The 13,180-nt window shown below is 69.4% G+C and carries 11 protein-coding genes; 4 read left to right on the forward strand and 7 right to left on the reverse strand.

Annotation, left to right across the window (positions count from 1 at the left end; translation table 11 throughout):
• Positions 1-116: 116 nt before the first annotated feature.
• Entirely contained in the window at positions 117-989 is an 873-nt protein-coding gene (locus tag G3N92_RS22760; RefSeq protein WP_206129839.1) for a DJ-1/PfpI family protein, read from the reverse strand.
• Positions 990-1,103: 114 nt separating this feature from the next.
• Between G3N92_RS22760 and G3N92_RS22765 the strand changes: the two genes are divergently transcribed.
• Positions 1,104-2,039 (forward strand): GlxA family transcriptional regulator, encoded by a 936-nt coding sequence (locus tag G3N92_RS22765; protein ID WP_206129840.1) that lies wholly within the window; start codon positions 1,104-1,106, stop codon positions 2,037-2,039.
• 6 nt (positions 2,040-2,045) lie between these two features.
• On the opposite strand, the gene fliD is transcribed toward G3N92_RS22765, so the two are convergent.
• The 3 genes from fliD to G3N92_RS22780 are packed head-to-tail and all read right to left on the reverse strand — an operon-like array spanning position 2,046 to position 5,623.
• Positions 2,046-3,584, reverse strand: a complete 1,539-nt coding sequence (gene fliD / locus G3N92_RS22770) for a flagellar filament capping protein FliD (RefSeq protein ID WP_206129841.1) — start codon at positions 3,582-3,584, stop codon at positions 2,046-2,048.
• A 15-nt stretch (positions 3,585-3,599) separates the two neighbouring features.
• Entirely contained in the window at positions 3,600-4,844 is a 1,245-nt protein-coding gene (flgE, locus tag G3N92_RS22775; RefSeq protein ID WP_206129842.1) for a flagellar hook protein FlgE, read from the reverse strand.
• A 50-nt stretch (positions 4,845-4,894) separates the two neighbouring features.
• Positions 4,895-5,623: a flagellar hook assembly protein FlgD gene (locus G3N92_RS22780; protein WP_206129843.1), complete on the reverse strand. Its 729-nt coding sequence runs from the start codon at positions 5,621-5,623 to the stop codon at positions 4,895-4,897.
• 590 nt (positions 5,624-6,213) lie between these two features.
• Here G3N92_RS22780 and G3N92_RS22785 point away from each other — a divergent pair.
• Together G3N92_RS22785 and G3N92_RS22790 are read left to right on the forward strand one after the other, a co-directional pair.
• The gene (locus G3N92_RS22785; RefSeq protein ID WP_241014970.1) at positions 6,214-7,371 is read left to right on the forward strand and encodes a hypothetical protein; all 1,158 of its coding nucleotides are present in this window, start codon (positions 6,214-6,216) and stop codon (positions 7,369-7,371) included.
• A gap of 21 nt (positions 7,372-7,392) precedes the next feature.
• Positions 7,393-8,457, forward strand: a complete 1,065-nt coding sequence (locus G3N92_RS22790; protein WP_206129845.1) for a hypothetical protein — start codon at positions 7,393-7,395, stop codon at positions 8,455-8,457.
• Between the two features lie 16 nt (positions 8,458-8,473).
• Here the strand turns inward: G3N92_RS22790 and G3N92_RS22795 are convergent, their stop codons facing one another.
• Complete coding sequence (locus tag G3N92_RS22795; RefSeq protein WP_206129846.1) at positions 8,474-9,172, reverse strand: class I SAM-dependent methyltransferase; 699 nt, start codon at positions 9,170-9,172, stop codon at positions 8,474-8,476.
• 168 nt (positions 9,173-9,340) lie between these two features.
• Between G3N92_RS22795 and G3N92_RS22800 the strand changes: the two genes are divergently transcribed.
• Positions 9,341-10,177 (forward strand): helix-turn-helix transcriptional regulator, encoded by an 837-nt coding sequence (locus G3N92_RS22800; protein WP_206129847.1) that lies wholly within the window; start codon positions 9,341-9,343, stop codon positions 10,175-10,177.
• A gap of 87 nt (positions 10,178-10,264) precedes the next feature.
• Here G3N92_RS22800 and G3N92_RS22805 read toward each other — a convergent pair whose 3' ends face one another.
• Positions 10,265-12,028, reverse strand: coding sequence for a penicillin-binding protein 2 (locus G3N92_RS22805; RefSeq protein ID WP_206129848.1), 1,764 nt, complete (start codon positions 12,026-12,028; stop codon positions 10,265-10,267).
• 133 nt (positions 12,029-12,161) lie between these two features.
• A partial coding sequence (locus G3N92_RS22810) for a hypothetical protein (protein WP_206129849.1) occupies positions 12,162-13,180 on the reverse strand: 1,019 nt, incomplete at its 5' end.

Genomic DNA, 13,180 nt, shown 5'->3' on the forward strand with positions numbered 1-13,180 from the left:
GGCGGCGCTCGGCGCATCGCCGGCGCGCGCCGCGAGCGGCGCGGCCAGCAGCGCGACGCAACTCGCGAGCACGGCGGCGCAATGGCATGTCGAATGTCGCATGGGGTCGTTCCTCCTCACAGCACGCCCGGAATCTTTCTGAGCCCCTGCATCGCGCCGGGCATCCGCTTCTCGACCATTGCGATGATCTCGGGCGGCGCGACGCGCGGATGGCCCGAGCGGAACGGCGGATCGGGATCGTATTCGACGATCAGTTGCGCGAACTCCGCCGCCACGCGGCCGCGCAGTTTCGCGGCCACCCGCAGCGCGAAATCGATGCCGGAGGTCACGCCGCCGCCGCTCATGAAGCGCCCGCCGTCGTCTTCCACGTAGCGCGCCGGGTCGGGAATCGCGCCGTATTGCGCGAGGTCGTTGATGAAGGCCCAGTGGCAGGCGCTGCGCTTGCCCTTCAGCACGCCGGCGGCGGCCAGCACGAGCGAGCCGGTGCAGACCGAGGTGATGTGGCGGGCGCCCGCGGCGAGGCGGCGGATCTGCGCCAGATACTCGGGCCGGGTCGGCTCGCTGAGATCCGGGCCGCCCGGCACGAGCAGCAGGTCGGTTTTTTCGATGTCGGCGAGCCGCTCGCTGTTGCCGTACACCGCGCCGAATTCGAGCGTGACGGGGCCGCCGTTCAGGCTGGCGTAGCGGATCCGAGTGTTCGGCAGGCGGTGGAAGATCTCGCTGGGGCCGGCGAAGTCGAGCAGCGTGCCGCCGTGATACAGCGCGATGACGATGTCGAGCGGCGTGTCGGGGGCCAGCAGGCCGGCGGTGTCGGGCTGTGCCTGCGTCGGCGCTTGGGCCAGCGCGGGCGTGGCGTCGCCGAGCAGCGCGCCGCCGCCGAGCCATGCGCCCAGCGTGGCGAGCCCGCCGAGCTTGAGCACGTCGCGGCGCGCGAGGTTCGCGTCGAGCGGCGGCGCGGCGGGGTGGAGGGGATCGAGGCGGTCGGTCATGAGGGTGTCGTCGGATTCCGTTGCGGGGGAGAAGATCGGTGGCGATCGATGGAGCCGATTATCGAAGCCGGCGTCGATGGCGCAAAGGACGTAGTTCCCTTAGAATCGGCCACCATGCACACCATCGGTTTCTTCGTTTTCCCGGGGCACGAGATCCTCGATCTGGCCGGGCCGCTGGCCGCGTTCGACGCGGTCAGGAAGGTGGCCGCGCCGCAGTCCTATGCCATCGAGGTGCTGTCGGAGGCCGGCGGCCCGATCCTGAGCGGCGCGGGCGTGCCGGTCGGCACGACGCCGCTCGCCCGCGCCGCGCCGGACACGCTGGTGCTGGTCGGCGGCGAGGTCGAGGCGATGCTCGATCCGGCCGGCGTGCGCGCGGTGAAGGCCGCCGCGCCCCGCGCGTCGCGCGTGGCCAGCGTCTGCACCGGCGCGTTCCTGCTGGCCGAAACGGGCCTGCTCGACGGGCGGCGCGCCACCACGCACTGGCGCGTGGCGCACCGGCTTCAGCAGCGCTATCCGGCCGTGCAGGTGGAGATGGATCGCATCTTCGTGGCCGACGGCCGGATCTGGAGTTCGGCCGGCATCACGGCCGGCATCGATCTGGCGCTGGCGCTGATCGAGGCCGACCGCGGCGTGGAGGTGGCGCGCGAGGTGGCGCGGGAACTGGTGGTCTATCACCGGCGGCCGGGCGGGCAGTCGCAGTTTTCGCCGATCTCGCAGATGGAGCCGGAATCGGACCGCATCCGCCTCGCGCTGACGTTCGCGCGCGACCATCTGCACGAGCCGTTGCCGATCGAGCGGCTGGCCGAGGCGGCGCATTTGAGCGTCCGGCAATTCGGACGCCTGTTTCAGAAGGAAACGGGCGAGACGCCGGCGAAGGCGGTCGAGCGCTTGCGCGTCGAGGCCGCCCGCCTGCGCATTCAGGACGGCTCGGAGCCGATCGAGCAGATCGCGCGCGCCGTGGGCTTCACCGATCCGGAACGGATGCGGCGCGCGTTCGTCAAGCTGTTCGGCCTGCCGCCGCAGGCCGTGCGCCGCACCGGCCTGCGCTGAACATGCCTATCTCTTGTTGGTGGCGAGCGCGCCCGCGCTCTTGGTGCCGCCGAACAGCGCCGTCAGATAGTTCTGCTGACGGTTCATCTGCGACATCACGTTGTTCAGCGCGGTGAACTGCGCGTTGTAGCGCGTGCTCAGCGACGCCGCGTAGGTCTGCAGCGAGGTTTGCTGCGCCGTCAGGCCCTTGAGGTCGGTCTGCACGCCGCTGGCGCTGGTCGTCAGGATGCCGTGCGCGGCCGTGTACGACGTGATCGCGTGGTCGATCTGCGCCCCGAGGCCGGCCGTCTTGTCGAACAGCGTGGCGGCGGCTGTCGGGTGGTTGGCCAGCGAGCGCGTGAGCGCCGCCTGGTCGACGATCAGCGTGCCGGACGCCTGCGAGCTCTTGGTGCCGTCGGCCACCGTGATGCCGAGCTGCTGCAGCGTCGCGCCCACGCCGTTGCGGTTGACGGCGCTGCCGAGGATCGATTGCATCTGCGTCCGAATCGTATTGAGCGTCGAGTCGCCGAACAGCGGGCCGGCCAGCGGCTTGGCCGGATTGGTGTTGTCGAACGCGCCCACCGTGGCGATCGTCTGCACCAGCGTGTTGTAGCTGCTGACGAAGCTGGTGAGCGCGGCGGCCTGCTTGGCGGTGTCGGTGGAGATCGTCAGCGTTTGCGTGGTGGCGGGCGTGGTGACGGCGGCCTGCGTGAGGTTCAGCGTGACGCCGGCGATCACGTTGCCGACGGCGTTGGTCGCGCTGAGGTTGGTCACGCCGTTGACCGTGACCGAGGCGTCCTGCGCGGCCGACGATTGCGCCCACTTGGTCGCGGCGGTGCTGCCGGTGCTGATGGTCGACGGGCCGCCCGTGGTGCTCGGCGTGGAGCCGACCGCGAGGTTCGACAGGCCGTTGTCGGTGGTGGCGGCCACCTTCACGTCGATCGTGTTGGCCGCGCCGCTGTTGTTGCTGCGCAGCACCAGGTGCGCGCCGTCGCTGCCGGTCACGATGCTGGCCGTCACGCCCGGGTTGTCGCGCTGGTTGTTGATCGCGGCGGCGATGCCCGACAGCGTGTTGTTGCTCGCATCGAGCGCGAGCGTCGACGATTTACCGTTGACGCTCAGCGTGATCGAGCCGGTGCCGAGCGCCTGGTTGGCGGCGAACGCGGGCGAGGTCAGCGATTGCGATTGCGCGATCTGGTTGACGGCGACCTGGTAGGAGCCGGCCACCGCGCCGTTGCCGGCCGTTGCAGTCAGGCCGGTGCCGCCCGCGGCGGCGGTCGTGAAGGTTTGCGCGAACGAGCCGTCCGACAGCGAGGACAGCGCGCCTTGCAGGTTGCGCAGGGCGGTTTGCAGGCTCGTGTAGGCGGCGGCCCGGTTGTTGTCGTTCGCCACGGCGGTCGACAGGATCGCGTTCTGGCCGGCTGTCTTCGAATTGACCAGCGCCGTGACCAGCGTGTTCACGTCGATCGACGAATTGCCGGTGGAGCCGCTGATGATCGATTGCGCGGCCTGTTGCAGGGCCGAGTTGCCGGAGATGGCGTTGTTGGCGGTCGAGTGGATCGACATCGGAGTGCTCCCGGATTAGAGGTTGATCAGCGTCTGATCGACGGTGCGCTGGGTTTTGATCGTCTGCGCGTTGGCCTGGTAATCGCGTTGCGCGGTGATCAGGTTCACGAGTTCGCCGGTCAGATCGGTGGTGGAGGCCTCCGTCGTGCCGCCCTTGAGCTCGCCGTGATTGGTGGTGCCGGCCACGCCGATCTGCGGCACGCCCGAGGCGGCCGTCTGGATGTACTGATTGCCGCCGATGCTGGTCAGCCCGCCCGGGTTGTTGAAGTTGACCACCACCACCTGGCCCAGCGTCATGGTCTTGCCGTTCGAATAGATGCCGCTGACCGAGCCGTCCACGCCGACCGAATACGAGGTCAGCGAGCCGGTGGCGTAGCCGTCGGCCACCAGGTTGGTCGACGCGCTCTTGCTGGTCGAGAACTGCGTGGAGCTGGACAGGTCGAGCGCGATCGCCTGCGGCGTGGCCGCGCCGGTGGTGTTCGCCAGGCTCAGCGAGAACTTGCCGAGCGAGGCCGTGGCCGCGCCGCTCGCGTCGGTCGAGCCGGTCAGCTTGCCCGACGCGTTGAACGCGATCGTGCCGAGGTTCGCGGGCGCCGCGCCGTCCGCGCCCGCGTACACGTTCCAGGTGCCGGCCGTGGCCGATTTCACGAAGTACAGGTTCACGTTCTGCTGGTTGCCGAGCGAATCGTGGGCCTGCACCGGCTGGCGCAGCGTGTAGGTGGACGAATCCGTATAGTTGAACGGCGAGTGCGTCTGGGCCTTGTCGGTCTGGCTCAGGTTGAACTGGCCCGAGATGGCGGTGGTGGCCTTCGGCGGGATGTTGCCCTGCGGCGCGGACAGCGCTTTCAGCGAGGCCGTGTCGATCGAGCCGTCGGCGTTGACGCCGTAGCCCATCAGGTTCGCGCCGGCGTTGTTGACGATGTTGCCGCGCGCGTCGGCGTGGAACTGGCCGTCGCGCGTGTAGGTCGTGGTGCCGTTGTTCGATACCTGGAAGAAGCCGTTGCCCGAGATCGCGATATCGAGCGGGTTCTGCGAATTGGTCAGCGAGCCTTGCCGGAACACCTGCATGACCTCGGCAAGCTGGGTGCCCGCGCCGATGCCGTTCGCGACGGCGGTGGACACCGAGTTCGCGTACACATCGGAGAACTGGGCGATGGCCGCCTTGAAGCCCACCGTGTTCGCGTTCGCGATGTTGTTGCCGATGACGTTCAGATGATTCGATGCGCCTTGCAGGCCGCTCAAGCCTTGTTGATAGCCCATGGTGATCCCCGTAGGTGTGTGGCCGGATAGATGTGGTTTTTCTGGTCTGGTCAGGAATGCGAACCGGCGCCGCCTTGCGTGCGCGGGAAGATCGCGCCGATATGGGCCAGGTCGACCGTCGAGCCGTTCGACAGCGCCAGGCCCGCGCTGCCGTCGGCCTGGCGGATCACGCCCTGCACCTGGGCGACCGTCAGCGTGGCCGCGCTGGCGGCGGCGCCCTGGGCGTTCGTGTAGCTCGCGCTGATCGTGTACTGGCCGTCGGGCAGCTTCGCGCCACTCGAATCGACGGGCGTCCAGGTGAGCGGAATCGTGCCGGCTTTCTGCGGGCCTTCGTTGAGCGTGTTGACGACCTTGCCGGCCGCATCCTTCACCGTGATCGTCAGGTTCGAGGCGGCGCTCGTCAGTTGCACGCCGAAGCCCACCGGCGCGCCCTTCGATACCGTCAGCGAAGCGCCGGGCGCGAGCACGTTGGCGCCCACCAGCATGGCCGCCTGCGTGGATTGGCCGGCCGAGACCTGCGAGGCCAGCGACGCGAGCGAGGCGTTCAGTTTGGCGATGCCGCTGACGGTGTTGATCTGCGCGAGCTGCGAGGTCATCTGCGCGCTGTCGACCGGGCTGGTCGGATCCTGGTTCTGCAATTGCGTGACGAGCAGCTTCAGGAAGGTCTGCTGCAGATCGGCCGCCGATTGATTCGACATGCCCTTGCTGCCCATCGTGTCGGGCGGCAACTGGTTGACCGACGTCCCGTTGTTGCCGATCGTGGTGCTGGAGGCGCTCATGAGGCGGTGTCCTTTCTCGGGCTGGCAGGCGCGCGCCGTCCGGTCGAAAGTCCCCGATGGCCGAAGCGCGTTGTGTTGGCGATCGTCATTCATGCTTGATGACGTGGCGAGAGCGTAGCGCCGGGCGCGTGTGTTGGATGTGTTGTTTTGTCGGTTCGCGTGAAGTCGTGTCGTCAGGGATGCGATGGATGCGGGGCGAGGGCTGGAGCCGCGCCGGGCGCGGGTTTCGAAGGCGGGGAAAGGTTCGAAACGCAGGCATGGAGCGGACGGATTTCCCTCGAATGACGCCGTCGTGTCGCGCAGTGTGGTGTTTTTTGGCCGTCAGGTTCTCCGGTTGCGCTTCGGCGTGCCCAAGCCACTGCCGCCGAGGGCGCGCCGCATGCGGATGCTAAGCTTCGGAATCGCGGAAACGGCCGGCCAGCGTTGGGGGGCGGCGCCGTTCCGCGGTTCCGTCTTTTTGTTCGCCAACCGGCGACCCGATAACAACGAATCCGATACGAAATCCGACCATGGGCCTGCTCGACCGCTTCCGCCAGTTGCTTCCGCTTTCCCCAAAACCGCCGTCACAGGCAGACTATGCCGAGCGTTTCATGGCGGCGCTGAGCGCGTCGGGCGATACGCGCACGTGGTCGTATGAACCGGAGCGCGAGCGGCTGGTGCAAACGGGCACGGCCAATGGCAAGAGCGGCGACATCATCAATTTCCCGAACCTGTACCGCGAGTACGTCGACATGCCGAAAGGCGGGCGCGCGGAATGCCTGCGCAACCAGGTCGCCGGCATGCGGCAGGCGGCGCTGCCGTCCGCGTTCGCCGAGGCACGCGCGCGGCTGAGGCCGGTGATTCGGAGTACCACCGAACGCGGCTTCATCAATCTTCAGCGTGCCGACCGGACGCCGGCCGATGAAATCGCGCATCGGCCGCTGTGCGAAAGCCTCGAGATCGGGATTGCCCACGACGGCGAATTCAATATCCAGCGTCTCAACAACCAGACACTCGCCGATTGGGGCGTGACGTTCGACGCGGCGCTCGAGATCGCCGTCGACAACCTGCGGGCCGAATCGTCCAAGCCGTGGCTCCCGCTCCGGGATGGCGTGTTCGTGTCGCAGTACGGCGATTTCTACGACGCGGCGCGCTTGCTGTTGACCGACGTGCTGTACCGGCAGCCGATTGCCGGTGCGCCGGTCGTCATGGCGCCGAACCGGACCGTGCTGTTGCTGACCGGCGATCGCAACGAAGCCGGGCTGCAAACGCTGCTGGCCGTGGCCGAGGAGGCGTTGCGCGAGCCGCGCCCGTTGCCGCCGCTGATGCTGCGGTGGTCCGGCACGGCGTGGGAACACTTCGTGCCCGAGCCGCTGGCGCGCAAGCTGCACGAACTGCGCCTGCAGGAGCGGGCCGCCGACTACGCCGATCAGCGCACGATGCTCGAGGAGCGGCACGCGACGGAAGGGCGCGACGTGTTCGTGGCGACCTACACCGTCGTGCAGAACGATGCCGGCCGCCAGCGCAGCCTGTGCGTCTGGACCGAGGGCGTGCATACCTTGCTGCCCGATACCGAGGTCGTCGCGCTCCACCAGCCGGCCACGAAGCGCACGGCGTTCCTGCCCCGGCACGAGGTGCAGCGATGCTTCGGCGCGCTGCTCAAGCCCACCGATCATCTGCCGATTCGTTACGAAGCCGAACGATTTCCCGAGGCCGGGCAGGTCGAGGCCTGGTTCGCGACGCACGGCAAGCTGGCCGATCTCGATTGACGGCGTGGCCGACGGATTCGCATGAGCGTGCAACCTCCGCGCCGCGGCAAGCGGCGGCCCGGCACCTCGGCCGCCGCGCGCGAGCGGGCGGCGAATGCGCCGCCGATCGTCCCGCGCTGGCTGTTCACGCCGGTGCTGCTGCTGTGGTGGGTTGGCGGATACGGCTGGGCGATCGTGGACATCGTGCGCGATCGCGGGCCGTTCGCGTTGCTGCTGCATTGGCAGACCGCGCTGTTCGGCGGCTCGAGCCTGCTGGTCGCGGCAGGCCTTGCCGCCGTCGCGATCTTTCTCGGGCCGCGATGGGCCGTGCGCGGGCTGCGGCGCGTGTGGCCCGGCAACGCGCTGCTTGCCGATCTCGATGCGCAATTGCGCGATGCCGGGCGTTCGCGCGGCGCGCTGGCCGCGCGGTCGCGCGCGGCGTGGCGCGAGTCCGATGCGGCGGGCCGGCTGCGCATCGCGCGGCGCGCGCGCAACATCGGGCTCGGCATGGCGGGCATCGCGCTGATCGCGGGCGGCGGCCTGTCGGCGTGGCTGCACTGGGTCGAGTACGCCGATGCCGGCCAGCCGCTGACGCCGGTCGCGCTCGTGGCGAACCGGCCCGTCGCGCTCGGCAATGCGAGCGATTGGGTGCGGGTGAGCGGGGCGTCGCCGCAATGGGACGCCGTGCTGGTGCGCGATTACACGATTCGCCGCACGTCGTATCGCGACTACAGCACGCCGCTCGTGCCGGCCGGCTGGCGCAAGGGCGATCGCGTCTATCTGCTAGAGGAGGACCGCACCGTGCGGCGCGGCAACGACGACGAGAACGACCGTCAGGCCAATCCGCCCGGCCTGCTGGAAGGCTCGCTGTCGTTCGGCGGCCCGCGCGACGACGTCGCGGCCGCGTTCCAGCGCGACGGCTACGACGTGGGGCCGTGGACGGCCGTGCTCAGGCGCGACACGTCGCTGCGCGGCCGCATTCCCGGTGTACCGGAGGCCGTGACGATCCTGATCTGGGGCGAGACGGCGATGTTCGTGCTGATCGGGTTGGGGGTGGCGATCAATCGGCAGATGCGGATGCGGCGTATCGAGCGGCAATCGGCGTGATGCACGCCTGCCTGCCTCACCGCGCCGCCACCGTCATCTCGTTCCCCCGTCCCGGGCTGATCGGAATTGGCTGCGACAGATAGCCGTTGGCCGGATCGCGCACGTAGTCGAGATACGCGTTGCCGTGTTCGAACGCGTTCTCCGCGAGAATCAGCGCGCCGCTTTTCAGCCGCGGTTCGAGCAGCTTCAACACCGGCAGATACAGGCTGAACGCCCCGTCGAGCAGCACCAGGTCGATCTCGCCGGACAGCTCGGCGAGCGTCTCGCGCGCGTCGCCCACGCGGATCTCGACCCGCTCGGCCAGGCCCGCCGCCTCGAGATTGGCGCGCGCCCGGGCGGCCTTGCTCGGTTCGAGTTCGGTGCCGATCAGGCGGCCGCCGCCCATGTCGTGCAGTGCCGCGGCCAGGTAGACGGCGGAGACGCCCATCGACGTGCCGAATTCCACGATCCGCTGCGCCCCGACGGCGCGCGCGCATTGATACAGGAAGCGCCCGTACTCGGGCGCAACGTTCAGGAAGTTGTCGACGTAGCCGCGATAGAAGCCGCGCAGGTCGCGGCTTTCCTCGGCGAAATGCTCGGCCACGGCGTCTTCGAGGCGCTGCTCGCTGGCGTCCGGGCCGGTGAACTGCGCCATCAGGGCCGCGTCGGCCTGTTCGGCTTCGGCCAGCATCCGTTGCAAGGTCTGGGCGACGCGCCCGCTGCTCAGTGAATTCATGATTCGTCCATGCGGAAAGGGTTCGGAATGCGACGACGGCGGGCGCGGCCGGGTCGTTGCGCCGCGCGTCCGTCATCACCCGTAGGCATGCTAAGCAAGCGCCCGCTTGGCGACATCGGGGAATATGGCCAGAATATGTGGAATTCCTGCCATTCTCGAAATCACGCCATGCCGGTTGTCAGCGCTGCCTCCGATCCCGCCGAATGGGTCGATCCCGACGATGTGCCCCGCCCGGTCGTGACGGTGGGCGCGGCCGGCATCGACATGAAGCAGCTCGACGCGAAGGCGCTGGCCGTCTATCGCGACCGCAAGGAAATGGGCTTCCACCATCACCGCAAGGGCGAGCTGCTGCTGACCATGCGCGGCGTGCTGACCTGCGAGGTGGACGGCGGCCTGTGGATCGTGCCGCCGCACAGCGCGATCTGGGTGCCGGGCGGCGTGGTGCACAAGTTCGCGGCGGCGGGGCGGCTCGAATGCTATGTGGCGTTCGTCGAGCCGGGCGCGGCGCAGGATCTGCCGCGCGCGTGCTGCGCGCTGTCGACCACGCCGCTGCTGCGCGAGCTGCTGATCCGCTCGGCGAGCCTGCCGATGCTGTATCCGGAAGGCGGCATGGCCTCGCATCTGATCACGCTGCTGCTCGACGAGATCGCGATCGCGCCGGTGGGCAACCTGCATCTGCCGATGCCGTCCGACGCGCGGCTGCGCGGCATCGTCGACCTGATCACGGCCGAGCCGGCCGAGCGCGGCACGCTGGAAAGCTGGGCGCGGCGCGTGGGCATGAGCGAGCGCACGCTGGCCCGCGCGCTCGCGGCGCAAACCGGCATGAGCTTCGGCCGCTGGCGGCAGCAGTTGCATCTGATGCTGGCGGTGCAGTGGCTGGGGGCAGGGCAATCGGTGCAGCAGGTGGCCGACGGGCTCGGCTACGAAAGCGCCAGCAGCTTCGTGTCGATGTTCCGCCGCAAGCTGGGCGCGCCGCCGGCGCGCTACATGGCGGAGCGGGGGTAGCGGAAGAAGGGCGGTTCGGGAACGCACGCGCCGCACCGGCGATTGCCGGCCCGCTGCATGGCGGCGCGGGCGGCGCGGAAAGGGACGCTAGGAACGCGCGGCGGGTTTGGCGGCGGCGCCCGGCTTGCCGGCATCGGCCGCCGCCGGCGCGTCGGGCGGCACGCCGGGCAGTTTCAGCGTCCCGCCCATCACCGACGAGAACACCGGGCCGGCCACGGTGCCGCCGTAATAGCCCTTGCCGCCGGGCTCGTCGATCATCACGGCGACGATCACGCGCGGCTGGCTCATCGGCGCCATGCCGGCGAACAGCGCGCGGTATTTGCCCTGCGCGTACGACGCGCCCACCTGCTTGCGCGCGGTGCCGGTCTTGCCGCCGATCCGGTAGCCGTCCACGCGCGCGGCGCGGCCGGTGCCGCCTTCGCCCACGGCCATCTCGAGCATCGAGCGGATCTCGGCGGCGGTGTCCGGGCGCGTGACGCGCTGGCCCTGACGCGCGGCGGCGTCGTCGCGCAGCAGCCGCACCGGGTGGAGCGTGCCGTCGCCGGCGTAGGCGGTGTACATCTGCGCGATCTGCAGCAGCGACATCGACAGCCCGTAGCCGTACGCCATCGTGGCCTGCTCGATCGGCCGCCAGCGCTGCCACGAGCGCAGCCGTCCCGACGCCACGCCGGGGAACGTCAGCTCCGGCGCGTGGCCGATGCCGTATTCCTGGTACTTGTCCCAGATCGTCCGCGCCGGCAGGTTCAGCGCGAGCTTGGCGAGCGCCACGTTGCTCGATTTCTGCAGCGCCTGCGAGACGGTCAGCGCGCCGTGGTTCGAGGTGTCGTGGATCACGGCGGGGCCGATCTTCCAGGTGCCGGGCGAGGTATCGACGATGGTTTGCGGGCGCACCTTGCCGGCGTCGATCGACAGCGCCACCACCAGCGGCTTGACGGTCGAGCCGGGCTCGAACGTGTCGATCACGGCGCGATTGCGCAGTTGCGCGCCGGTCAGGCGGCTGCGGTCGTTGGGATCGAACGTGGGGTAGTTGGCGAGCGCGAGGATCTCGCCGTTCTGCGCGTCGAGCACCACCACGCTGCCGGCCTGCGCGTGATTGGCGGCGACGGCCGCCTTCAGTTGCGAATAGGCCAGTTGCTGCACGCGGCGGTCGATCGTCAGTTCGACGGTGGCGCCGTGCTGCGCGGGCACCAGCGGATGCGTGTCGGAGATGATCCGGCCGAGCCGGTCGCGAATCACCTCGCGCTCGCCCGCCGTGCCGAGCAACTGTTCGTTGGCCGCCAGTTCCACGCCTTCTTGGCCGCTGTCCTCCACGTTGGTGAAGCCCACCACGTGCGCGGCCGATTCGCCCTCGGGGTAGAAGCGCTTCGAATCGGCGATCTGCGTGAGGCCGGCGAGATCGAGCTTGTCGATGCGCGCGGCGGTGTCCGGATCGACCTGACGCTTCAGCAGTACGAACTGTTTGTCGCTGCCGAGCCGGCGCCGGAGGTCGGCTTCGGGCAGATCCAGCAGCCTGGCGAGCGGGCCGTAGGCCACCGGATCGACCTGCTTCGGGTTGGCCCAGATTTCGACCGTGGTGAGGCTGACGGCGAGCATCGCGCCGTTGCGGTCGACGATCCTGCCGCGCATCGCGTCGAGCGCGATGGTGCGCTGGTAGCGCTTCTCGCCCTGGCCGATATAGAAATCCTGATTCGCGACCTGCACCCAGAACGCGCGGGCGATCAGCGCGGCGAACGCGAGAAAGATCAGGATCACGACGAATTTCGAACGCCACATCGGCAGGCTCGGCCCGAGCATCGGGCTGCGCGCGACGGCGACGTAGGGATCGGGTTTCGTCTTCTTTCTCAAAGGCATAGGCGGCGGCCGTGGACTTATTTTCGATATTTGAAAGGAATGATAGGCGAATTGTAATGAAAGTCCCGACCGCCCGCGATAAAAAGCGCTTGCGCTGGCGTACCGCGGGGTTTTCGGGGCGATGGCGGGCGCGTCAGCGCACTGCGGGGGGATGGACGGGTGCGTCGTCGCGCCAGAGGATGTCGCGCGATGGCTGCCAGCCGGCGCACAGGTTGCCGTTCGGATGGAACACGAGCTTGTAGACGGCGTCGGCCGCGCGCCGTTCGTGTTCGCGCATCGCGCCGTAATCGGAGGTTTCGAACACGATCTCCATGCCGTCGCGGTGGCGCCAGCGCGCGTTCCAGAAGTAATAGCCGCCCGTCAGTTCGACCGGCTCGTGATCGCGGGCGAAGCCCGGATCGGCCAGGCACGCGAGCAGCAGCGCGTCGATCGGCACGCGCGCGCGGTCGATATGGCGGCGCGTGGCGTTCGGGCGGTAGGCCTCGGTCAGCGCCGAGAATTCGCGGAAGATCACGGCGCCCGCGCCGAGCGCGCGCGCGTAGCCGAGGTAGCGGCGCACGTCGGCGGCGGTTTCGATGCCGCCGCGCTGCACGATGCAGACGAGCTTGGCCGGCACCGCCGCGCGCGCGGCCGCGAAGGCCTGCTCGAACGCGGCGCGGCGCATGACCGGCTGGCCGGCGCGAAACCGCATGATCGACTGGTTCACGGCTTCGTCGTCGTGATGGCGCGACCATTCGAGCCACGACAGGCCGAACCCGCGCAGCGCTGGCAGCAGCGCGCCGCCGTGCTCGACGAGGCCCGCGCCGTTGGTGTAGAGCACGCTGCCCTCGACGGCCGGGCCGTCGTTGCCCGCCGCGCCGAGCGTGGCGAGCAGCGACGCGAGCCACGCGGGATCGTCGGTGTTCTCCAGCCCCGACAGCGAATACGACAGCGGCACGCCGCGCAACGCGCGCAGCGCACGGCTCAGGATTTCGAAATAATCGGTGCCGGGGCGCAGCGAGGCGGCCATCGGGCCAGGCGCGGTGTCGTCGATCAGCGTTTCGGAGCAGAAGCGGCAGCGCGCCGAGCATGGCCGGGCGGCGGCGTACGGCGTGAACGTGAGCGGCCGGGCGAAGCGCAGCGCGCGGCCGGCCAGGGTGTGCGCGTGCCAGC

Source organism: Burkholderia sp. Ac-20379 (assembly GCF_017104645.1).
Taxonomy (GTDB): domain Bacteria; phylum Pseudomonadota; class Gammaproteobacteria; order Burkholderiales; family Burkholderiaceae; genus Burkholderia.

Bases quoted from the DNA above. Each gene is read 5' to 3' on its own strand.
- flgE (WP_206129842.1), bottom strand. From the start codon at position 4,844: ATGGGCTATCAACAAGGCTTGAGCGGCCTGCAAGGCGCATCGAATCAT.
- G3N92_RS22800 (WP_206129847.1), top strand. From the start codon at position 9,341: ATGCCGGTTGTCAGCGCTGCCTCCGATCCCGCCGAATGGGTCGATCCC.
- G3N92_RS22805 (WP_206129848.1), bottom strand. From the start codon at position 12,028: ATGCCTTTGAGAAAGAAGACGAAACCCGATCCCTACGTCGCCGTCGCG.
- fliD (WP_206129841.1), bottom strand. From the start codon at position 3,584: ATGTCGATCCACTCGACCGCCAACAACGCCATCTCCGGCAACTCGGCC.
- G3N92_RS22780 (WP_206129843.1), bottom strand. From the start codon at position 5,623: ATGAGCGCCTCCAGCACCACGATCGGCAACAACGGGACGTCGGTCAAC.
- G3N92_RS22765 (WP_206129840.1), top strand. From the start codon at position 1,104: ATGCACACCATCGGTTTCTTCGTTTTCCCGGGGCACGAGATCCTCGAT.
- G3N92_RS22790 (WP_206129845.1), top strand. From the start codon at position 7,393: ATGAGCGTGCAACCTCCGCGCCGCGGCAAGCGGCGGCCCGGCACCTCG.
- G3N92_RS22760 (WP_206129839.1), bottom strand. From the start codon at position 989: ATGACCGACCGCCTCGATCCCCTCCACCCCGCCGCGCCGCCGCTCGAC.
- G3N92_RS22785 (WP_241014970.1), top strand. From the start codon at position 6,214: ATGGCGGCGCTGAGCGCGTCGGGCGATACGCGCACGTGGTCGTATGAA.
- G3N92_RS22795 (WP_206129846.1), bottom strand. From the start codon at position 9,172: ATGAATTCACTGAGCAGCGGGCGCGTCGCCCAGACCTTGCAACGGATG.